This is a genomic window from Bdellovibrio svalbardensis (assembly GCF_029531655.1).
GTDB lineage: Bacteria > Bdellovibrionota > Bdellovibrionia > Bdellovibrionales > Bdellovibrionaceae > Bdellovibrio > Bdellovibrio svalbardensis.
Genome location: NZ_JANRMI010000002.1, coordinates 140,590 through 161,721, shown reverse-complemented (window position 1 = coordinate 161,721; position 21,132 = coordinate 140,590). Strand labels below are relative to the sequence as shown.

18 protein-coding genes and 1 tRNA gene are annotated in these 21,132 nt (G+C 47.0%); 10 read left to right on the top strand and 9 right to left on the bottom strand.

Annotated features, from left to right (window positions below):
* Positions 1-309 precede the first annotated feature (309 nt).
* Positions 310-1,455: a site-specific integrase gene (locus tag NWE73_RS06150; RefSeq protein ID WP_277577414.1), complete on the bottom strand. Its 1,146-nt coding sequence runs from the start codon at positions 1,453-1,455 to the stop codon at positions 310-312.
* 150 nt (positions 1,456-1,605) lie between these two features.
* A tRNA-Met gene (locus NWE73_RS06145) sits at positions 1,606-1,682 on the bottom strand.
* A 213-nt stretch (positions 1,683-1,895) separates the two neighbouring features.
* On the opposite strand from NWE73_RS06145, the gene NWE73_RS06140 reads away from it, so the two are divergent.
* Positions 1,896-3,353 carry a hypothetical protein gene (locus NWE73_RS06140; protein WP_277577413.1) on the top strand — a complete coding sequence of 486 codons (1,458 nt, stop codon included), beginning with the start codon at positions 1,896-1,898 and terminating at the stop codon, positions 3,351-3,353.
* Positions 3,325-3,837 (top strand): hypothetical protein, encoded by a 513-nt coding sequence (locus tag NWE73_RS06135; protein WP_277577412.1) that lies wholly within the window; start codon positions 3,325-3,327, stop codon positions 3,835-3,837. Before NWE73_RS06140 ends, NWE73_RS06135 begins: the two co-directional genes overlap by 29 nt.
* Before the next feature lie 56 nt (positions 3,838-3,893).
* On the opposite strand, the gene NWE73_RS06130 is transcribed toward NWE73_RS06135, so the two are convergent.
* From NWE73_RS06130 to NWE73_RS06120, 3 genes are all read right to left on the bottom strand, one after another.
* Complete coding sequence (locus NWE73_RS06130; protein WP_277577411.1) at positions 3,894-5,246, bottom strand: beta-sandwich domain-containing protein; 1,353 nt, start codon at positions 5,244-5,246, stop codon at positions 3,894-3,896.
* A gap of 248 nt (positions 5,247-5,494) precedes the next feature.
* On the bottom strand, positions 5,495-6,229 hold the full coding sequence (locus tag NWE73_RS06125) for a HEAT repeat domain-containing protein (RefSeq protein WP_277577410.1): 735 nt from the start codon (positions 6,227-6,229) through the stop codon (positions 5,495-5,497).
* A 187-nt stretch (positions 6,230-6,416) separates the two neighbouring features.
* Positions 6,417-7,343, bottom strand: a complete 927-nt coding sequence (locus NWE73_RS06120) for a hypothetical protein (RefSeq protein ID WP_277577409.1) — start codon at positions 7,341-7,343, stop codon at positions 6,417-6,419.
* Between the two features lie 191 nt (positions 7,344-7,534).
* On the opposite strand from NWE73_RS06120, the gene NWE73_RS06115 reads away from it, so the two are divergent.
* From NWE73_RS06115 to NWE73_RS06105, 3 genes are read left to right on the top strand one after another with little or no spacing between them, the layout of a single operon-like run.
* Positions 7,535-8,911, top strand: coding sequence for a dihydroorotase (locus tag NWE73_RS06115; protein ID WP_277577408.1), 1,377 nt, complete (start codon positions 7,535-7,537; stop codon positions 8,909-8,911).
* 35 nt (positions 8,912-8,946) lie between these two features.
* The gene (locus NWE73_RS06110) at positions 8,947-9,549 is read left to right on the top strand and encodes an inner membrane-spanning protein YciB (protein WP_277577407.1); all 603 of its coding nucleotides are present in this window, start codon (positions 8,947-8,949) and stop codon (positions 9,547-9,549) included.
* 28 nt (positions 9,550-9,577) lie between these two features.
* Positions 9,578-10,639, top strand: a complete 1,062-nt coding sequence (locus NWE73_RS06105) for an NAD(P)H-dependent flavin oxidoreductase (protein ID WP_277577406.1) — start codon at positions 9,578-9,580, stop codon at positions 10,637-10,639.
* An 8-nt stretch (positions 10,640-10,647) separates the two neighbouring features.
* On the opposite strand, the gene NWE73_RS06100 is transcribed toward NWE73_RS06105, so the two are convergent.
* The 3 genes from NWE73_RS06100 to NWE73_RS06090 form a co-directional block, all read right to left on the bottom strand.
* Positions 10,648-11,463, bottom strand: a complete 816-nt coding sequence (locus NWE73_RS06100) for an enoyl-CoA hydratase-related protein (protein WP_277577405.1) — start codon at positions 11,461-11,463, stop codon at positions 10,648-10,650.
* 2 nt (positions 11,464-11,465) lie between these two features.
* Entirely contained in the window at positions 11,466-12,260 is a 795-nt protein-coding gene (locus NWE73_RS06095; protein ID WP_277577404.1) for a PilZ domain-containing protein, read from the bottom strand.
* 117 nt (positions 12,261-12,377) lie between these two features.
* Positions 12,378-13,919, bottom strand: coding sequence for a S8 family serine peptidase (locus NWE73_RS06090; RefSeq protein ID WP_277577403.1), 1,542 nt, complete (start codon positions 13,917-13,919; stop codon positions 12,378-12,380).
* 223 nt (positions 13,920-14,142) lie between these two features.
* Between NWE73_RS06090 and NWE73_RS06085 the strand changes: the two genes are divergently transcribed.
* The 5 genes from NWE73_RS06085 (at position 14,143) to NWE73_RS06065 (ending at position 19,806) form a co-directional block, all read left to right on the top strand.
* Entirely contained in the window at positions 14,143-14,934 is a 792-nt protein-coding gene (locus NWE73_RS06085; RefSeq protein WP_277577402.1) for an undecaprenyl-diphosphate phosphatase, read from the top strand.
* A 22-nt stretch (positions 14,935-14,956) separates the two neighbouring features.
* A complete protein-coding gene (locus tag NWE73_RS06080; RefSeq protein WP_277577401.1) occupies positions 14,957-16,078 on the top strand; it encodes a mechanosensitive ion channel family protein in 1,122 nt (373 codons plus the stop codon).
* A 119-nt stretch (positions 16,079-16,197) separates the two neighbouring features.
* A complete protein-coding gene (locus NWE73_RS06075; protein ID WP_277577400.1) occupies positions 16,198-17,460 on the top strand; it encodes a trypsin-like serine peptidase in 1,263 nt (420 codons plus the stop codon).
* Positions 17,461-18,029: 569 nt separating this feature from the next.
* Positions 18,030-18,977, top strand: coding sequence for an HNH endonuclease (locus tag NWE73_RS06070; RefSeq protein ID WP_277577399.1), 948 nt, complete (start codon positions 18,030-18,032; stop codon positions 18,975-18,977).
* 277 nt (positions 18,978-19,254) lie between these two features.
* Positions 19,255-19,806, top strand: a complete 552-nt coding sequence (locus tag NWE73_RS06065; RefSeq protein ID WP_277577398.1) for a manganese efflux pump MntP — start codon at positions 19,255-19,257, stop codon at positions 19,804-19,806.
* Between the two features lie 55 nt (positions 19,807-19,861).
* Here NWE73_RS06065 and NWE73_RS06060 read toward each other — a convergent pair whose 3' ends face one another.
* Positions 19,862-21,100: a coiled-coil domain-containing protein gene (locus NWE73_RS06060; protein ID WP_277577397.1), complete on the bottom strand. Its 1,239-nt coding sequence runs from the start codon at positions 21,098-21,100 to the stop codon at positions 19,862-19,864.
* Positions 21,101-21,132 lie beyond the last annotated feature (32 nt).

Here is a 21,132-nt window from a genome sequence, read left to right as displayed (position 1 = left end):
CCACAGAATCATCTTTTTCACCTGTCTGGTGGCAGGCCGTAGTGGAGAGCACAGTTAACTACCTCCGCTCGTAGAGTGGGGGTAGTTAACTGTGCTCGGAACGGAGGCCTGCCGCCAGGCAGGTGAAATCAGTGAGCTTTTATAAGAACGCCCCCTCCCCCATACACCATTCCGCAGGGTGCCCTCTAGGGTGACAACAGAGGAATACAAAATGGTTGGCGATATGCCCTGCGGGCATATGTAGAGCGGGCCGCAGGTGGTCGCAGCGCACCTGCTACAGGGAATTTGACGATGGAGGAACGAATGAGGTTAAGCTTGCCTAGCTTCAACAGTAGATGCTGTCTGAACGAAGTTTACGATCTCTTTATTTTTATAATGTGCCCAGGTTGTATCCAGCGATGTATGCCCCAACCACTGAGAAATGTCTTCGATCTTCTGACCTTTATCAAGCATCATGTCCACAAAAGCCTTACGGCCGCCATAAAGAGTAATCCCTTTACCGCAATGTTTGCGCACTGTTTTATGTAAAGGTCTTCTAAACTCACCAGACACAATAATCTGCAAACATTGATCTTGCTCATCAAAGATAATCGGAATGCGCTTCCAACGTTTTGATTCTGCTACCGATTGTAGTTTGGATTGGTAAACATTTAAAACCTTCACACCACTCTTTAGACTCATCTCAAGTCTAAATCTTCTTTCGTCAGTTAGTAAGTCAACCTCTTCCGGACGTAGACCGAACCAAACGGATAGTTTTAACCAATTGTAGTGTTCAGGTAGCAAAAACTTTTTCGAACTTTCAAGAATTTCAACGGTTAAAGGTAAAGATTCTGTTCTGACCCCTAGCTCAGTCTCCACTCCTCTTTTTGTCTTTTGAGCATCGGCAATGGCAGACAACTCCCGACCGCGAGGTGCTGGCACTTCTTCGAAGAATTGATTTCTTTCTTTCGCAACAAATGCACCCCAGCGATTTACCAATGATAGAATACGGCCCGAGTAATTTACTGAGATTTTTCTTTGGATAAAATACTTGTAGATCTTCTTTGCTGAACCTTTGTAGTCACGAGCATCCAAACGAAGTTCAATGGCCATCTGCTGAATGAAATTAAAGTGTGAATAGAGTTTTTTTAAATGCTCATCGGAACCAAAATTTTCTTCTTCTAACTTTTCTTTAAATTTAGACATGAGTTCTGAAGGAAAGAGATCTTCATTTAATGAAACGTACTCAACGGCACGCTTCGCTGCATTTCTGATCTTTTCTTTTTCAACAGAATTAGACTTGTTTAGATTTTTGACTGCTTCACTGGCTTTGATGTACGGCCACGCGGGAGAGATCCCAAGATCAAGATAAGCAAGCACTGGCACTCGCTCTTGCGAACGCTTTCCGTCTTTGTACTCCTGCTTGTACAAAGTCCAACCGCTCTCTTTAATTTTTTTGAGATAATAGGAACCCAAAATCGCCTCCCAAGGCTTACTTGGGAGCTAGTTTGCAAAATCTGATGCCAGATTCAACTCAAACGTAATGAGGAATGACTACACCGCCTACCCGTGGGTAGGTGGTCGTCAACTCTAACTATTTGATTTTATTGGATAATTAGAGAAAATTGGTAGTGAGAGGCGGACTTGAACCGCCGACCTACGGATTATGATTCCGTTGCTCTAACCAGCTGAGCTACCCCACCATCCATGACGCGTCGAAGAACAAGTAAGTACAGAAACTCTTCGAAACGTGAACTGCGATTTTTAATGATATTGCGTCCTTAAGTCAATCATGCGCTCTGCGTCGGTCGAAGAAAAATACAAAAGATTAGAGCCCCTCGGCTTTGGTATTGACGGCCTCCCTTTATCAAACTGGAATAACAGTTCTAGTAAGAAAACCACGGAAAGGGATTCTAATGAAACATCTACTTATGGCAGCCATGGTTCCTGCCCTCCTACTCGGATGTAGTGAGCACAATAAACAACACTCACAGCAAGCTACTGACAATGCTGAGGCTTTTTGGACGATTCAGTCCAATGTCATCACGATCAAGACTATTGATGACCAGCCAATCGCGAATGCTCAGATCCTTATCGGCGATGCTTTGAACTCCCCGTTTGCTGGGAATTTTTTGACTACAAATTCAGCAGGACAGATCACAATCCCTGCAGCTTGGAATCAACCCGCTTCAGTGACGGTGCAAGCCGCGGGCTTTATCCGCTCTACTTATATGGCGCAAATGCCGGGCAATATGACTATCACTTTGCGTCCCGTGAAAAACGGCACGACTCAGTATGAAGTGAAAGGTGCTTCCCAAGATTTGCCGGTAAAAAATGGCGATGACCAAATCGACTTCGGCTTGGTGATGTCAGCATTCACGAAGCTGGATCTTTTGAGCTTTGATTTGAACAACGTGATCAGCCCGCAGAACGACACGATCTCGGCAATGGGTCAGGACATCTCTGTTCCGTCAAACATCTCGATCCCTAAACAGTGGGAGAAATACTCTTTCTTCACAATCAACCTGGATAAACCTTTGTACCGCACTTACTTCGGTCAAAAAGGCGTCAACCGCTTGGTTTCTATCCGCGGCAGATTCCCGTTCAGAGATACAGTCGATGCAATGCGCGGCGGGAAAGAGTTCTATGAGCTTATCAATATGTTCAAGATCTCTGGCGGCGGCGTTCGTGATTTGAATGTGCAAAACGGAAGTTCACAATTGAACATCCCTTCGACAGAGTTGAACTTCACTGACAAGAAAACTGTTATTGCCCCTTCAGTGCGTGGCGATGAGATGTTTATTGCGGTGGGCGTGGCCAACCAATCTGGCTACATGATCCCGACGGATATCAAAAGTGTCGCGTCTGGAAAGAAACAAGAGCTAGGAACTTTGGCTAATGCTGATCAACTTGTCTTGTCAGTGGTTAAAAGAACTGCGGATTTGAAAGCCAGCAACGACCGTATGAGCGCGACTTTGCTTCCTTTCGCAGCACAAACGGCGCCGAAAATGCTTCCTTTGATCAACGATCCTTCTTTGATCGGACCGAACGAAGTGGTTTTCCCGCAGTTTAACTCTATTGATGGCGTAAACCCGATTGCGACTTACTCTGTGATCTCGTCTCAGATCGAAGTTCAGCAAGGTCCGGCGAAAGTGAAAATCATGAATCCAGAGTGGGAAGTGTATGCTTCTAAATGGGTGACGAACATGAAGCTTCCGAACTGGCCAGTTCAATCTAAAGGAAATGGCCCAAAAGCTAACCAGAAGCGTTGGGAAGTCAGCTTCATTGGCTCACAAACTGCTTCACAAGCGCAGCTTGGTCCAGCTATGATTGAAGCCGCAACACATGTCACACACAGCTCAATTTCTTACTAAGCGTATCGTTCTAATTTTTGTGATCATCACAGGCTGCACCCTATTGGGTTGCAGCCTTTTTGATAAAAGACCCTCCGCTCATGCCAGCATGGCAAAAATCAACAAACAGAAATTGTTCTTCGCCCCTTACGACAATGTTTGGCGCGCAGCCCATGCCGTGATCAAATATCCGATCGCTCAAGAAAATCAAGACACGGGCATTATCGAAACAGAGTACATCAAGGGCGTCGACGGCTGGTTGCCACCTGGGACCACGAAGCCACCTTCCAGCGGTATTCGTTACAAGCTGACTTTCACTTTTGCCAAGGGAACGGCGGAAGGACGTGAGTCAACTCGTGTGACGATTGATAAGAAAATGGAAATCCTGCGCGACTTCTTCTCGGACCCGGAACCTATTGAAAGCGATGGCTTGGAAGAGAAGATCTTATTCTATCGCATCGAGCGCGAACTGGTGATCTTGGAAGCTTTGAAGAAAGCTCAATAAAAAAAGCCCGTCACCAAAAATGGTACGGGCGTTTTTCTTTTTAGAGTGCCGATTGCTTAGTTGCCGACAGTTCTTAAAACGCTTTTCGCAAAACTTTCATGAATACTGCCCACCTCCGTTGCTTGGTATTTTCCTTGGTACTCTTCAAGCAATCGGTATTTTTGTTCGGCATCCATAGAACGCACTTCATTTGCCAGAACCACCAAGGCTCTGTCAATGGCTTTACGGGCCATTGCTCTATAAGTACTCTCTAGAATACTTCCAGTTGGAACCTTCGTATATCTTGAATAATTGAACTGATATTCCTTTTCTAACTTTCTGAAACTATTATTGCGGGCGAGTTCCGCATCGTAAGCAGGCAAAACTCTATCTGCCGCCGCACGAGCAAGTCTTCGGTACAGAGTTTCCTCTACAGATCCGTTCGGGGTCTTCGTGTATTTCTCGTAATAAACTTGAGTCTGAGTAATCAACTCTTCTGAGGTACCACGCATATTTCTGATTTTGCAATCCATCGCCATGTTTGAAGCTGACTCAAATGCCCCGGCAAAAGCTCTGCGCAGTGTTTTGTATCTGGCTTCAACCTTGCTGCCAGCCGCAGCCTCGGCGAATTTTTGTGTATAAAAATCCATCAGCTGCTGAAGATATTCCGCAGAGGCTTTAAGATTCTGCGACTCAACAATTGAAACTACATTTTGCACGGAACGATCCATCTCATTGATCGCAAATGACTGCACCGCCGAGCCAGCTAACGCCGCCTGTGCACGTCCGCCCCACAAAGCGATCTGATCCAGGTGTGTTTTCAGCAAGGCCTCGTCAGAACGACCCACCTGACAAGAATCTTGAACTGGAGGATTTGCGGGCTTCACCACGACCGGCGCTCTTTTAAGCGTCAAAACAGGCTGACCGACCATGGACACTCCGGTTACACGAATATCTGCTTCCGCAGAATAAGACTCGCCGGTGATTTCAAGAGCTTTGATTTCAGCATTGATACTTTCAGAGACCAATGTCGTCCCTGTTTCTGCCGCCGCCCCTGCCATCAATTCGCGCAAAAGAATGCGTTGACCGCTGGCCATCACGGCTTCTGCCTTGCTGATTTTTAGGCGACTCTTCAAAACTTTGACTTCGACTCTGCTAAGATTTAACGAAGGGCTGAGATCAATACGATAGATCTCGCCACCGCTTTGTCTTGTCATCGAGTTCACAACCACTGAGCCCATGCGCTCTCTTTGAACAGTTTCGGACTGCACTGCCGCTTGCGGTTGGCTTACTGGTGCTTGCGGCTGGCTTACTGGAAGCGACGGCACCGCAGATAACCCTGGATCCGGCAAATCCAACATTTCAGCATGAGCTGGCATTTGCATCATAGTTAGGGACGCAAGAACAGACGCGATCAAATAGCGTTTCATGAAAAGCTCCTTCAAGTTTTAAAGTCGAGAGCCTTCCTCCAATTAATATGCCTGTCTTAAATTTTATTAGGAGCAATTAAACCGTGTTTAAGAGTAAGACGGCTGTCTCAGATTTAGACGACGTGCCCAAAAGGTGTCTTCTTTAAAGGGCTTAGATGTCGAGCCACACCCTGCGACACCGCTCAAAGCGGCAATAAAAAAGGAAGCTTTTCAGCTTCCTTTTTCCACTTTCATTTTTCTGTCATCAATTAAAGAGCGATGTTTTCTTTCTTAACGTAGTTCTTCCAAAGACCGATCAGCTCTGATTGCTTCATGGGACCCTCGCCCAATTTTGTGCCGGTCAGTTTTTCTAAACCGCCCACCGCTGGCAATTGAACCCGCGTGTCTTTATCTGAAAGCAGGCTGGCGAAGATTTTAAGTTCGTGATCCTTGGGCTTCTTGGCCAAAACTTCCACGATTTGGTGGCGAATCCAAAGACTTTGGGCGCCTTTAAAGTTGTAGGTCTGATTGAGTTCTTCCCACAAAAGGTCACGCACTTCGGCGGTCGCGCTTTTGTCCAAAACTTCCACCGCGGCAGAACGAACCACCAGGGCTTTGTCTTTGATCAACTTTTGCGCGAGCTTTACGCCTTGAGATGGGTTCACTTCAGAAAGTGCAACCAAGGCTGCGTTTCTCATGTACCACTGGGAATGATCGCCGGCTTTCATCAAATCGGCCGTTGCTTTATCGCCGCCCGCTTCCGCTGCTGCCATCAAGGCTCTCCAACGAAGGCTCATGGGTTGGGCGTCATTAAAGGCGATAGAGATGAATGAGCTATAGAACTTATCACCCTTCCCCATCAACGCATTTCTGCGGTTTTCTGTGGGAAGTTTCAACATCTCAGCCGCAGAAGTTAAAGTGCTGGATGAAGGTTTAGTCAGGGCTGCGAAAGCACTTGAAGAAAACCCTGCAATTAAAAGAGAGGCGACAATTTTAGTTTTCATTGATTCACTCTTTCCAAAAACGGACCACTTAGAACTTCTTACGCTGAAAGCTTCTTCTTAAACCGTAGGTTTAGCACTTTCTTACACCGAAGGCTTAGGGCTTTAAGCTTCTGACTTAGCTTTTTCTTAAACCGACGAGTTAGGACTTTCTTAAGCCGAAGGCTTAGGATTTTCTTAAACCGAAGGTTTAGGACTTTTTAGACACGAAGTTTTCAAACTCGTTCATCAACTGCTCATTCTCGTCAGTCTTCTTATCAGCAGCCACTTTACCCGAACCGGCTTTCTCACCAACTTTGCTGATGGTCTTTTGACCCTCAACTGCGGCTGCGAACTCCTTCATCAGTTCGTCATCGATCAAATCAGCACCTGGTGCTTCTGCTGGAGCTGGCTCTGGAGCCATCTGTGCTGCAGCCTCTGCAAGTGCGGCATCGACCATATCTTCAGTGGATGCAGCCGCTTCAACTACAGGTTCAGCAACTGGAGTCGGTTCAGGTTCCGGTGTCGAAACTGGTTCTGGAGCCGGAGCTGCCTCTGCTACAACCGGAGCCACTGGTGCTGCCGCCGGAGCTGCTGCCGCGGCCTTTTGAAGAGCTTCAAGTTCAGCTCTTAAGGCTTCATTTTCGTCTTTATATCTAGAAAGATCGGCGATGTCTTCGCTGATAATTTCGTATTCAGCCAGGCGAGATTCCAAATCGCGAATCTTGCCACTGAGATCTTCTTTTTCCGCACTGCTCATGCCAGAGTCCGCCGCTGCCGGAGCCCCGGCTTGCGCTGAGGCGGCCTGAGCTTTGGCTTCTGCCAACTGACTTTGCAAAACTTCGATGGTTTTTTGATTTTCAGAAACAACGCTTCTGAGTTTTTCTACATCGGCAGAAACAGCGCCACCTGCGGCACCCGCAGAAACGGCTGATGCGGATTTTTCACTCATGCCTGCGACATCGATATCCATTGACGCGTCTTCATGATGAGCGCCAGTGTGCTTCGCCGCGGTCCCTTGAGCATCTAAAATTTTTTGCAGTGTTTTTTCCAACTGTGCAGTATCAAGACTGCCACCAACACCATGCTCCCCGCCCGCAGATTTATTGCCGAAAAAAGATCGGTATCCGAGAAACAAGGATAGTAATATAATAAGCCCAACAAGCCCTTCAATGATGACTGTATTGTGCTGGTTCCATATTGTTAGAAAATGTTCGATTGTCACAATTCAAATTCTCGCCCATCAGCGAGGGGTCGTCAATGCTAGACCTGCGAATATATCCAAGCTATGGTTTGGATAACGACTGGTCTAATAATTAGGAGCTTTCGATGTCTTCACAACCCTATGATCTCCTCATAAAAGGCGGCACCTGCCTACTGCCCCATCCTTCAGACCAAAGCCTGATTGAGCAATCGGCCGATATCGCTATCACAGATGGCCGCATCGTCAAAATCCGCGAAAGCATCAATGAGCCCGCCCTCAGAACTATCAATGCCCATGGCTTGCATGTCCTGCCGGGAGTTATAGATAGCCAGGTTCACTTTCGCGAACCCGGAATGACTCACAAAGAGGATCTCGAATCGGGAACACGAGCTGCTATTTTGGGTGGAGTTACGAGTATTTTTGAGATGCCAAACACCAACCCTCCGACTACGACCGTTGAGGCCTTTCAAGACAAATTGAATAGAGCCAAAGGTCGTGCTCATGCCAACTATGCCTTCTTTATGGGGGCCAGCCATGACAATGTCGCTGAAATTTCCACACTTGAAAAACAGCCGCACTGCTCGGGGATTAAGATCTTTATGGGCAGTTCAACCGGGAATCTTTTGGTGGAGGATGACGACAGCCTTGAAAAAATCCTCAATCAAGGAAGTCGTCGCGTGATCGTTCACAGTGAAGATGAAATGCGTCTGCGCGAAAGAAAGCATATCGCCGTCGAACAAGCAGATCCGCACTATCATCCTGTCTGGAGAGACGTTGAAACGGCCGTCAGCTCGACAACTCGCCTGCTGAGATTGGCCCGCAAGACGGGACGAAAAATTCACGTTCTGCATGTTTCGACCGCGGAAGAAATGGATCTTTTAAAAGACGCCAAAGACAACGCCACTGGTAATGTCAGTGCCCAAGTCACTGTTGAGGTTCTGCCACAACATCTCACTTTGTATGCTCCGGACTGTTATGATCGTTTGGGAACTTATGCTCAGCAAAATCCGCCGATCCGTGAGAAAAGGCATTTGGATCGCTTATGGAAAGCATTGCTGGATGGAACCGTCGATGTCATTGGTTCTGACCATGCTCCCCACACTCGTGAGGAAAAAGATCGCCCCTATCCGACATCTCCGTCAGGAGTTCCGGGAGTGCAAACTTTGGTGCCGATCATGCTCAATCACGTTCATGACGGCCGCTTGAGTTTACATAAATTTGTCGAGCTGGTGACTGTGAATCCCTGCCAAGTTTTCGGCGTGAAAAACAAAGGCAAACTTCGCCAAGGTTTTGACGGAGACATCACCATCGTTGACTTGAAAAAAGTTAAAACCATCGACAACTCCTGGATTGCCAGCAAATGCGGATGGACTCCGTTCCATGGTATGCAAGTTCACGGCTGGGTGACTCATACCATCGTTGGCGGCCATGTTGTGATGGAAGATGATCAAGTGACAATGCCCGCGCAAGGTCAGCCCGTGAATTTTGAGGGTACAAATTAATGTCGTCTGAATCCGCTTCACCGAAAACTCAAGCCATGGGTTTATTTGTCGCCGGCATTCTGCCGGTGATCGCCTTTACGATTATTGAAGAGTACTACGGCACCATTGCGGGCTTGATCGCCGGCATGGTGTTTGGTGTGGGTGAAATCAGCTGGGAACTTTATAAACATAAAAAAGTCCAAAAGATCACTTGGATCGGTAACGGCATGTTGCTGGTTTTGGGTGGGATCTCTTTGATTTCTTCGGAAGGCATTTGGTTTAAATTGCAGCCCGCCTTGATGGAAGGTCTTTTTGCCATTTTCTGCTGGGGATCTTTGTTATTTGGAAAGCCCTTGATTGTGTACTTAGCCGAGCAACAAGGTCAGCAATTCCCTGACGTCTTGAAAGACAAAATGTGGGGCGTCACTTTGCGCACCGGTTTGTTTTTTGCGATTCACACAGCACTCGCTATCTGGGCTGCCATAGCGTGGAGCACGACAAATTGGGCTTTGTTAAAAGGCGTTGGTTTGACAGTCAGCTTTATTATGTATTTGGGCTTTGAAGGCATCCTACTTCGTCAGACAATTATGAAAGAGCACAAAGAAGAATTGATCCGACAACATTTGGAAGCCGCCAAACAAAAGCTAGAACAACAATAAAGATCATTCCAAAAAGGATGGCTGCGCGATGGAAAATGCATTTACAAAACTTGTGGGCATTCAAAATCCAATCATCCTAGCCCCCATGGCCGGCGGCCCCAGTACCCCCGAACTTGTTGCAGCTGTTTCGAATGCTGGCGGATTGGGATCCTTGGGTGGCAACTATCTTTCCCCAGAGGGCCTCGCGGCCGAGATTCAAAAAGTCAAATCTTTGACCTCGCAACCCTTTGCGGTGAATCTTTTTGTTCCCTATGAGCCCGCGCAACCTGCCGCCAAAGAAACTCAAGAGATGCTGGATTATACCAATGATCTTCGTCGCAAACTGGGCCTGACACCTTTAGAAAAAATTCCCCCGACCAAGAATAATTTCGAAGAGCAAATGAATGTGGTTTTAACAGAAAGACCACCGGTTTTTAGTTTTACACTCGGTCTTCTGCGAACTCACTATCTAAGAGATTTAAAAAATGCCGGAATCAAAACAATCGGAACGGCGACGACTTTGGAAGAGGCCTTACAACTTCAAGACAGCGGTGTAGATGCCATCACTCTGCAAGGCTTTGAAGGAGGCGGACATCGCGGCGTCTTTTTTGGTCATCAGGACTTTGAAATTCCGCTTTTCACTTTGCTGGAAAGCGTGCGTGGCAGAATCAAAGTTCCGGTGATTGCCGCCGGTGGTTTAATGACCGGCTTCGATATTCATAAGTCTTTGGCGGCCGGCGCGTCGGCGGCGCAATTGGGAACGGCTTTTCTGCTGTGTAAAGAGGCGGGAACTTCCAAATGTTACCGGGACGCTTTGCTGTCTCACTCTCCGCAAAAGCATACGGAAATCACTGATGCCTTTAGTGGGCACCGGGCTAGAGGCTTGCTGAATCAATTTATGAAAGAGTTTAAAGCGAAGAGCAAAAGGCCTTTGCCCTTCCCGATCCAGAATACTTTAACTCAGGATATTCGCAAAAAATCTGCTGAGCTGGGAATTTCTGATTATTGTTCTTTATGGGCTGGGGCAGCCTTTGATCAACTGAACCATTCGCGCAATGAAATAGGTGCCGCAGACCTTCTGCACACCCTTGTTGGCGAAATGTCCCCTTAGGGTTTCAACTATTTGCCTTGGAATTCTGGATTCTTCTTTTCTTTGATGGCCTGCAAAGCTGTGAAATGATCCGCTGTTCTTTGCGTGATACCTTGATAAGCCGCCGCCAAATCCAAAACACTATGCAGGTCATTTAAGTAAGCCTGCTTCATTGTTTTCTTGGTCATCTGCACCGCCACCGGCGCATTGCCTGCGATTTTTTCCGCGAGCTTTTCAGTTTCCGCAACCAGATCTGTTTCATTCACGAAATAATTGAGCAAACCCCAACGATGGGCTTCTTCTCCGGCAACCAAGTCACCGGTCAAAGACATTTGCATCGCTTTGCTAAATCCGATCACTCGCTGCAGGAAGAAACTTCCACCATCGCCCGGGACCAACCCCAGCTTCACAAAGGTTTCTCCAAATTTGGAGCTGTTGGAACCGATTCTGAGATCACACATCATCGCCAGATCACAACCCGCCCCGATCGCGGCGCCATTGACCATTGCGATCACCGGAGTGGAAAGCTCTTCAATGCATTTAGGAATTTGCTGGATGCCGCTCATATATCTCATGCGCAACTCATTGGCTTCGCCCTGAAACATACCGGTTTTATTTTCCATGGCTTTCACATCACCACCGGCGCAGAAGTTCTTTCCTTCTCCGGTGATAACGATCACACGCACTTGCGGATCAAAATCAGCGTACTTTAAGACGGAAACCAAAGAGTCCGTCATTTCATAGCTGATCGCATTGCTTTGCTCGGGGTTATTTAAAGTGATCCATAACTGGTGACCCTTCAGAGTCACCTTGAGATGCGCAAAATCAGGAGCATAGAAATTCATAATTATCTCTTAGGGAAAAGGCCTTCGTGTTTCACAAGAAGATTTTTTAACCAATGACCGAAGCTGTCTTCAGGTCCCGGCAAACGATCCGGCACCAACTGACCACGTTCACGCAAAACGGCACAAAGCATTTTGATTTGCTTCTGTGATTCCGGAGTGTGCGCAAATTGAATACCAAAACCTTCGGCTTTGGCACGGGTGCTTTTGTAGACGATCTTGCCGGCTACTTGATAAACCGTGTTTTCAAAGTTCCAAACAAGCTTAGCATTGTCGCCCTCTTTCAGGTTGATCAAAGACAAGGCGAAAAGTCCGCCTTCAGAAATATTTTTGATCTGACCTGACTCGTGCGAACCATTAATTTCCACCGCGTTTTCAAAGGTAAAACGAGGAGCGGCCTCCCACCAACGCATTCTTGGATCCATGTACACGTTACGAACTGCTGGAACCACGAAGTAAGCCACCGCCAAAAGATCGACAAGCAAAAGAGTGATTAAGAAGATCAAATTGGCTGTGTTCGCGTTTGTTGAATAGCCATACAAGTTAGATGCGAAAACCAAAACCAGGCAGCCCAGATAAGCCCAGTAACTCCAACGCTTACAGATAAAGATGAAGATCCCAGCAAGAATCGGCAACACCGTGTAGCTAAGCAACAATGGCATTGGCATGAAGTGCACCCAATAGTTCCAATGTTGGAGCGGCGTGTTTCCTGCTCGATGAGCATTGGCGATCAAGTTTCCGATGGGTGCAAGAATATGAAGAATAGCGAGTATGATAATGGCCCAAGGTTTTCTTTTCATATCAAAAGGATATTGGAGAAACCTAGTTGTAGACAACTAAAAAGGGGGCCTTGATGGAATGTCTCAAGCCCCCTCGTTTTCTAACTTAAAGTGATCAGTCCCTACCCCCAAAAACAGCTATTGTTTGCAGAATGGAAGATCAGGCTTAATTTGACAGATAATCTGACAAAGAGAGGCATCGCCAATTGGACATGAGCCGTCACCAGGTGGTTGCCCAGGCTGCCCCGGATTGCCTGGATCATTTCCTGGGGGGCTTTGCGACTTTCCCACGTTGATGTCCAAAGTGCTGGCAGTCTTGCCATCGGCATCGGTCACCGTGATAGAGGTTTTCCCATTGCCAACTGCCGTCACAACACCCGCATCAGAGACTGTGGCTGTTGAAGAGTTACTGCTCGCATATTTAAATGGTGCCTTGCCGTTCAAAACAGAAAGGTTCAAGGTCCCTTGTGGACTCAAAGTTCCCGCCGCAGGTACGACAAACATCTTTTTGGACAAAACTGCGTCCACAGCATTAAAAGCGTCAATGCGACAGTTACATGCCGTTTGAATTGACACTTTCGCACCAGTTGTTTGCAAAATGGCGCGGATCTGCGAACCCGTCAAAGAACTGTCTTGGGATTTCAAGAAAGCCACCAGGCCCGCCACTAAAGGAGTCGCCATCGATGTTCCGGAAAGATCTCCGTATTTATTTTTAGGCAAGGTGCTGACAATCCCCTCCCCCGGTGATGCCAAATGCACCATCGCGGTTCCGTAATTAGACCAAGAAGGTTTCGCGTCAGAAGGACCTGATGCTGCCACCGTGATAGAATTGGGATAGCCATTGTTGGCTGGATAAACCTCTGTGGAGTCATTGTTTTTGCCATCATTCGCAGCCGCCGACACAAAGATGATGCCCTTATCGTCCGCGCGCTTTATCGCCTCAAGCAGTGGTTGCGCTGTTGAACGAGGCACGCTGGCACCCCAAGAAGCCGAGATCACATGCACACCTTTTTCGATGGCATAATCGATCGCCTTGATACCGTCATTCAGGTCGCCAGATCCTTTTTCATCCAAGAATCGAAGCGGCATAATGGAAATGCCCGGAGCCATTCCGATTGTTCCGCCATCGATCAGCCCTGTGGCGCCAACGACTCCCGCGCAATGAGTCCCATGTCCGGGATTTTGAAAGCTGGTTTTATCCATAGGATCGTTGTTCTTATCTTTGAAGTTATATCCTTGGAGCATATTCGGAGCGAGAGACTCATGCTTGTAGTCCACGCCCGTATCAATCACCGCCACAATGACGTTTTTATTGCCGCGATTTCCCGCGCGTTTCCAGGCTTTTTCAGCTTGAACTTTGTTGATGGCCCATTGATCTCGCAAAGCTGCGGCATTAACCGGTGCTGAGAAAGCTTTGAGCTTAAAATTCGGAACAACATACTCAATCCCTGGCGTGGCTAAAAGCTCTGCCAATGTTTGCGCTTCCTTGCTTTTGGCGATGTCGACTTTCACCAGGGATGCGGTTGGATTGTGATCCATGACCTGCATGCCTATTGATTTTTCGACGCCTAAATTGTTGATGAAATTAAGACCGTTTGTGTTCGTGTACTTTACTAAGAACTCGCCAGCGAATGCCTGGGAGCCGAATAGCAACGCACTCAATAGAATCGTCCGTTTCATAAAACCCCTCCGTGGTGTCCTCAAGGATATTCAGATTTGCTCCATTGGCTGCACTACTAAGCTGCAAAATGGATTTTATTTAATTGACACCCCTCATCGAAAGTTGAACACACCTGGGAACTTTTCAAGAATGACTTCGCACGCTGAGTTGGACATATTGAGCCCAGCGGCTGACTTTCAACAATTAGACTTTCAACAACTAAGCATTCGACAGCGAGGCAGTATGAGTTATCTTCACTCGATCATTCTTGGAATCATCGAAGGCATCACGGAGTTTTTGCCGATCTCTTCCACCGGTCATATGGTGATCGCAAGCTCGATCATGGGCATCAACGAAAGCGATTTTACCAAGGCCTTTGAAGTCATCATTCAGTTCGGAGCTATCCTATCAGTTCTGGTCCTTTACTGGAGACGCTTTCTTCCCAACTGGGGTTTCTATAAAAAACTTTTCGTGGCCTTCCTGCCAACCGCAATCATCGGCTTCGCGGCTAAGCATGTCGTTGATCAACTTTTGGAGAGCGTTCAAGTCGTCGCGTGGTCCTTGATCTTGGGGGGATTCGTCTTGGTCTGGTCCGATAAAATATTCGCGCACTTGACCGCAGTCGGTCGCAAGACGAGTGATTTGACATACAAGGACTCTGTCAAATTAGGTCTGTTCCAATCCATCGCGATGATTCCTGGAGTCTCCCGCTCTGGCGCTACAATCATGGGCGGTTTGTTTTTGGGAATGCAGAAAAAAGAAGCGGCAGAGTTTTCTTTCTTCCTGGCTGTTCCAACAATGGCCGCCGCGACTTTGTATAAGCTTTTGAAAATCTATAAAACGATTCAACCAGAACAGATCGGCATTCTTGCGATGGGAACTTTTGTATCCTTTGTCGTGGCGATGCTTGCGATTAAATTCTTTATGGGGATTGTCACTAAATACGGCTTCCGAGGCTTCGGCTACTACCGCATTGTCTTGGGTGTTGTGATTTTGGTTTTAATTTACTCCGGCCATCAGTTGCATCTTGGTTAGTTCATTGCCTTGAGGATCTAAAATGGAAAAGTTTCTTTTTGAAGAGTCACATATTTTTTCGGCAGAAATTGCTGCCCTTCTAAAACACACGATGCTGATCATGCCCAACTGGAAATGGCTGGCCTTGGTGGCGTTCATTATTATCGGAGTTTTGATTCGCCCCTTGATTCAGTTTGGTTTGAAGGAAATCAAACTGCACAATCCTTGGACTAAAAAGTTTCCGAAGAGCTTTACTTCTTATTTGTTTCGCGGCGAGATCGAGCGACCTGCAGCTTGGGTTATCCTGGGACTGATCTGGTTTGCTTGTGGTGACTCCATTGAACTGACTGGGAAGTTTCAAACTTACTACGAACATTTCTTAAAGGCCTTCATCGCGATCCACGTCATTCGTTTGATATACTATGCAGTTGACGCTCTTGGTTCTGTGTTCGCGGATATCGCAGCGAAAACGGAATCAACTATGGACGACCAGTTGGTTCCCTTCGCCAGCAAGATCTTAAAAATTCTTGTCGTCGTTCTGGGTTTCTTGACGGTGTTGCAAAGCTTTGGCTTGAACGTGATGTCGCTGTTAGCCGGTCTGGGACTGGGCGGTTTGGCCCTCGCCTTGGCTGCGCAAGATACGGCAGCGAATCTTTTTGGCTCGGTGACGATCTTGGTCGATAATCCTTGTAAAATTGGCGACTGGGTGAAAGTAAAAGACGTTGAAGGAACCGTGGAAGAGATTGGCTTCCGCTCGACCCGCATTCGTACATTCTATAATTCTGTAATTACGATTCCAAATGGAACGATGGCCAAAGAAACGATCGACAACATGGGCGTGCGCCCGGCTCGTCGTATTCGTCAGATCTTGGGACTGACTTATGAAACTCCGATTGAAAAAATTGAAGAGTTCTGTGATCGCGTTCGTTACTTGATTATACAAGATGAGAAAGTCATTACTGACACGGTGACTGTTGCCTTTAATAACTTCAACTCTTCAAGCCTGGATGTGTTGGTGAACTTCCACTTGCAGGTGTTTACGGGACCTGAAGAGCTCGCGCATCAACAGCGTATTTTTCTAGAGATCGTGAAAATTGCTGCTGAATTGAAAGTAGATTTCGCATATCCAACCAATACGGTTTACTACCGCGGGGCCCAAGGCTAGCTTCTTAAACACCGGCTGATTTAAAATTGGCCGGTGTAAGATTACATATTACTTTTGCGTAAAAAATAGGACGTCCAGAAGTCTTTCAGTGCTGTCGGATCACATCCATACTGAGCTTCATGATTAAAAGAAATCTGACAGCCGCTCTTCTTATCGTCCTTCCAGCTTTCCTCGTACCTGCTACTAGCTGGAGCAAACCAACCTCTAATAAAAAGAACGATCTTGGTCGTTACTTTGTTGTCTGCGAAAACCCAGACGACTGTCACTCTGCAGTGGCGGGCATCTTAAATGATGAATCCAATGTCTGCACGGGTGTCTTAGTTCGGGAAGATATCATCGCCACCAATCTGCACTGCGTGCCTGAGAACATGCGCAAAGAAGGCGCTTCTTGCAAAGGGCGCATTAGCTTTACATTCCCTGAGAATAAAAAAGAGTCGCAAGAGTTTGCTGATTGCGACCAAGTCCTTTCTATATCCAGTCAGTTGAAGGACACTCCCCTGACTCCTGATTATGCTTTTTTGAAACTTACGAAAAAGGCTTCCCGCAAACCGGTGGTGATCAACACCACGGGCGTGGCGAATAATGAAGCTTTGACTATCTATAAAGTCGATCCACATGAAGATGTGGGTATTTTAAAAAAGACTTCCTGCAAGGCCGCCCAGAAGTCGATGCTGAATCCGTTGTTCTTAACGGCGCAAAGCTCTGTGATTAGCTTGGTTCCTTGTGATATTGTTTCTGGCAATTCGGGCTCTCCGATTTTTTCTGCTTCGGGCGAGGTTAAAGCCATTATCAATTCTCAAGGACTTCCTGACGACATCCCTGTCAATGCGGATCGTTTTAGTGTGGCCTTTGCTTCGAATTTTTCTTGTTTGAATATTCCAGAGTTGGGCTTGTCTAGTAAGGGTTCTGATTGCAAAGACAGTATGGACCGCGCGGCGATCCGCAATGCTTCGGGTGTGCTTGTGCGCGATGCTGTTCATCCTTTGATGCCTAACTTTGCGAAGAACGTTGGCGAGCAGTATAAAAAACTTCATGAGCAGACCAAGAACTTCTTGCAATGGCAAACGGATCAGCAAGATATCCCTTATACAGGGGATGCAACTATGGCGATTGCGAAAGTTGCTTTTAAACCCAAGTGTATCTCTGCTTCTCGCGAAAGCTTGTTGAAGATGCAAGAGTCCCTTTTGAAAGTTAATTACTCGGAGTGGGGTGTGCAACTTCACTTGGATTCAGAGGGCCGCCCAGCACCGCAGTTGGCCGCGACTGAGGTGAATAGTGTTTTGAGTTTTTCCAAGAAAGATTTGATGAAGTCCCAAGTGGCTATCAAAGTGGATAAAACTCAGTTCACCGTTCCTTTCTGTTCTGAGATCGCTTCAAAATAATTTTTTAGTGCTGAAGGTGGGCCTTGTACAACCACCACCCGCCTTCAGCCACAATCTTTCCAGCGAAAGCTGGAATTTGAATTTTGAATTTGTTCGTTGAAAGATAATTTGGGTTGCACTTTGAATGCCTCGCAACCAGTTCTAATTGAGTCAGTCCCTGCGCAAAAGCTAAATCAATACCTCCCGGGAAAACCGCTCGCAAACACTCGCAAACAATTGGATAAATTTCAGTTCTACTTCCTGCGCCGGTGTCGCACTGTTTAATCGCCGCACCGACTTCCGCACCGACTTCCGCACCGACTTCCGCACCGACTTCCGCACCGACTTCCGCACCGACTTCCGCACCGACTTCCGCACCGACTTCCGCACCGACTTCCGCACCGACTTTCGGCTCCTCTCCAAATCACAACCAATATAAAATAAACAACCCAATCAAAATCCTCGGGCAAAATCCTCCGGACCAACCACTGTCCGAATCCCGCACATCAAATCCGTTAAAGAGGCGTATACCGAACATCAATCAGTGACGATTCTTGCAACTCACTTCTTAAAGTTGAACGGGAGACCCTATGGAGCTACTCAACGACCTCGATAGCGAGGAACTACTTCGAAAAACTCAAGAACTGGTGTCACAGGAGCGACATATACAAGCTGAATTGCTTCACTATCTCAAAGAGATTGAGCGAAGAAAGCTCTTTCTTGAACGCGGTTATGGCAGTTTGTTTGATTTCGTTGCCAAAGAACTGGGCTATAGTGAAAGCTCGGCCTACAGAAGAATTCAAGCTATGCGTCTACTCAAGGATCTTCCTGAAGTAGAAAAACAAATTATCGACGGCTCACTTACTTTGACCTCGGCGGCTCAAGTTCAAGCCTTCTTCCGCAATGAGCAGAAAAACAATCAGACGCCCCCAAGATTCGACAAGAAAAAAGTCTTGCAAGCAGTCCAAAACAAGTCTTCACGAGAGGTTGAAAAACATCTACTCGAACTAAATCCCAACAACCTTCCTATTGGCGAAAAAGTTAAACAAGTCTCAGACACTCGCGTAGAAATTCGTCTGGTCATTCCCGCTGAACTTAAAGAAAAGATGGATCAACTAAAGCTTTTGCTTTCGCATGTTCATCCTGAAATGAACTATCAGCAACTTATTGAATACCTCAGTTCAAAAGCTTTATTGCAACTTGATCCAGAACAGACAAAACCAAGAAGCAGAGCGACACCGGCGCCGAAAGTAAAAATGGGGGTAAGTTCAAAAGAAATGGGGCTAAACTCGAAAGCCGAAAGAAACCGCTATGTACCAGAAGCACTAAGAAGACTCATATTTAAACGCGATAACTCCTGCTGCTCCTATGTTGATCCAAAAAGCAAAAAACGCTGCGATTCAAAATATCAGATTCAAATAGATCACATCGTGCCATTTGCCCTCGGTGGACAAACGACCGAGTCCAATCTGAGGCTACTTTGCGCGAGCCACAACCGATGGCGGGCTGAAAAGACATTCGGGGTTGTTAGAACTTAATTTGGAACTCGATTAAACAGTGACCCACCCTTGACACTGACAGGCTCAAACCATATACTGTCCTCATCGTTAGGGAGTAATCTTTCAGCAGCCCCTGCTGAGGAATTGGTCGACACACTGGGATTAAACCCCGGCCAATTCGCGAAACCGCCATCTTTATGAGATTAAGCGGATTTGTTGATGAGACTGACACTGGAGTTTTAAACAACTGTTTAACAACGCCGTGTCGTCTCTATTCTAAAAAGACTTCACGGCACATACTTAAAGGATTTTTTGCATGCTTCTCGAAGTACTCGTTTTGGGTTTAGTTCTTAGTGCCGATTCATTTTCTGCCGCTCTTGCCATGGGCTCACGCCCCTTTACCAAAAATGATGCTCTCAAGTTTGCATTAAGTTCCGGCGGAGCCGAGCTTATAGCGACCTTGGTTGGCTTCTTAGCAGGCTCCCATATCATCAGCATGATTTCTTCCATAGATCATTGGATCGCCTTCGGATTGCTTGCCGCTGTCGCTATTCATATGGCGATGGAAGGTATTGAGGGTCTACGTCATCCCCACAAGGAGGCGGAAGAAGTCGACTTTCATAGCTTTACCAAGGTTCTGATCGTATCTTTCGCAACAAGTCTCGACGCGTTCGGCGTCGGCGTTACTTTAGGAGTCGCCAACAAACCGATCATCCCTTTCCTGGCGTCCATTGGGTTGTGGGCTTTCGTAGCGACTTTGGTTGGACTTTACTTGGCTAAACGACTTTCTGATAAAATGGGACCGATCTTCACTCTGGTTGCAGCCGCAATCCTGGGTTTCTTATCAATCCAGATGTTGAAGATCTAAAACAAAAAAGGGAGTCGTCAGACTCCCTTTTTTATTAATCTTCACTTAACAACTCTTATTTCTTTTTCTTCTTCGGAGTCGCTTTTTCTTCCACCGCAGCTCCTACGGCTGTGGCAACTTTGCCTTCCGCGCGGATTTTTGCAGCTTCCAGTTTATGTCTTTCAGCTTCAGCTTCTGCTTTCACTGTTTCCATTTTGATTTTTGCGTCTTCAGCGTTGCTTTTTGCTGAATCCAAATGCTTTTCCAATTTTTCGCGTTCTTGCTTTGCCTTCTCAGCTTCACCCTGCAAACGTTTCAGCTCGGACTCAGATCTTGCGGTGTCTGCTTCGAATTCCGCGATTGCTTTTTTCGCTTTCGCAATTTCCAAAGCCGCCGTCGCTTGCTCTTTCTTCAAAGTATTCTGATTGCTATTCAATTCTTGGCGAGCTTTGGCAGCCGCTTGTTTTGACTTCTCTTCTTGCGACTTCACATCGTTCAGCTTCTTACGTTCACTTTCTGCTTGAGAAAGAGCGTCTTTTGAAGCGGCAAGGGCGCTTTTCAATTCGCCTTCGATTTTTTCAGTCATCGCCACAGACTGCTCCCCTTGAGCTTTCAAGCGAGCGGTCTCAGCTTCGGCTCTGGCTTTATCCGCCTCGGCGCGAGCAATCTCTTGTTTTGCTTTGGCATCGCGGGCTTTGGATTCTGCCACGGCTTTTTGCACGAGCAACTTTGTCTTCGCCAAGTTTTGTTCTGCTTTTTGCGTTGCGAGCTTAGCTTCTTCAGCTTCCTTCGTGGCTTTCAATCCAGCTTCCGTTGCCGAAGCTGCTTCTTTTTCAAGATCTTTCGCCTGGCTCTTCAACTCGTCTTCTTTTTTCTCAGCCACTTTACGGCGAGCTTGCGCTTCGTCGCGGACTTCAATGGCCTTTTTAGTTTTTTCTTGAGCGGCTTTGATGCGTGCTGAAGCAGCGGCTTGTTCTTTTTCCGCATTCTTCTGTTCACGATCATGCTCTGCTGCTTCCGCCTTTAGCTTTGCAGATTCACGCTCGGACTCAGCTTGCTCTTTTTTGGCATCACTTTCCATCGAACGAGCTTTATTAATAGCAGACTGTGCCTCCGCACGAGCTTTGTCGCGACGTTTGCGATCTTCCTCGGCGCGACGTTTGGCTTCAGCCGCTTCAGCCTTAGAGCCTTCTGCGTCCGCAGTTGCTTCCTCAGCTTCAATTTGTTTTGAATCAGCTTGAGCGAAAGCTCTTTGAGAAACTCCCGTTGTTGCAAGCGCAGCTAAGAGAAGAATACTAAGTGGTTTAAGATACATTGAATGTCTCCTATTGGTGTTCCCGGTCGATG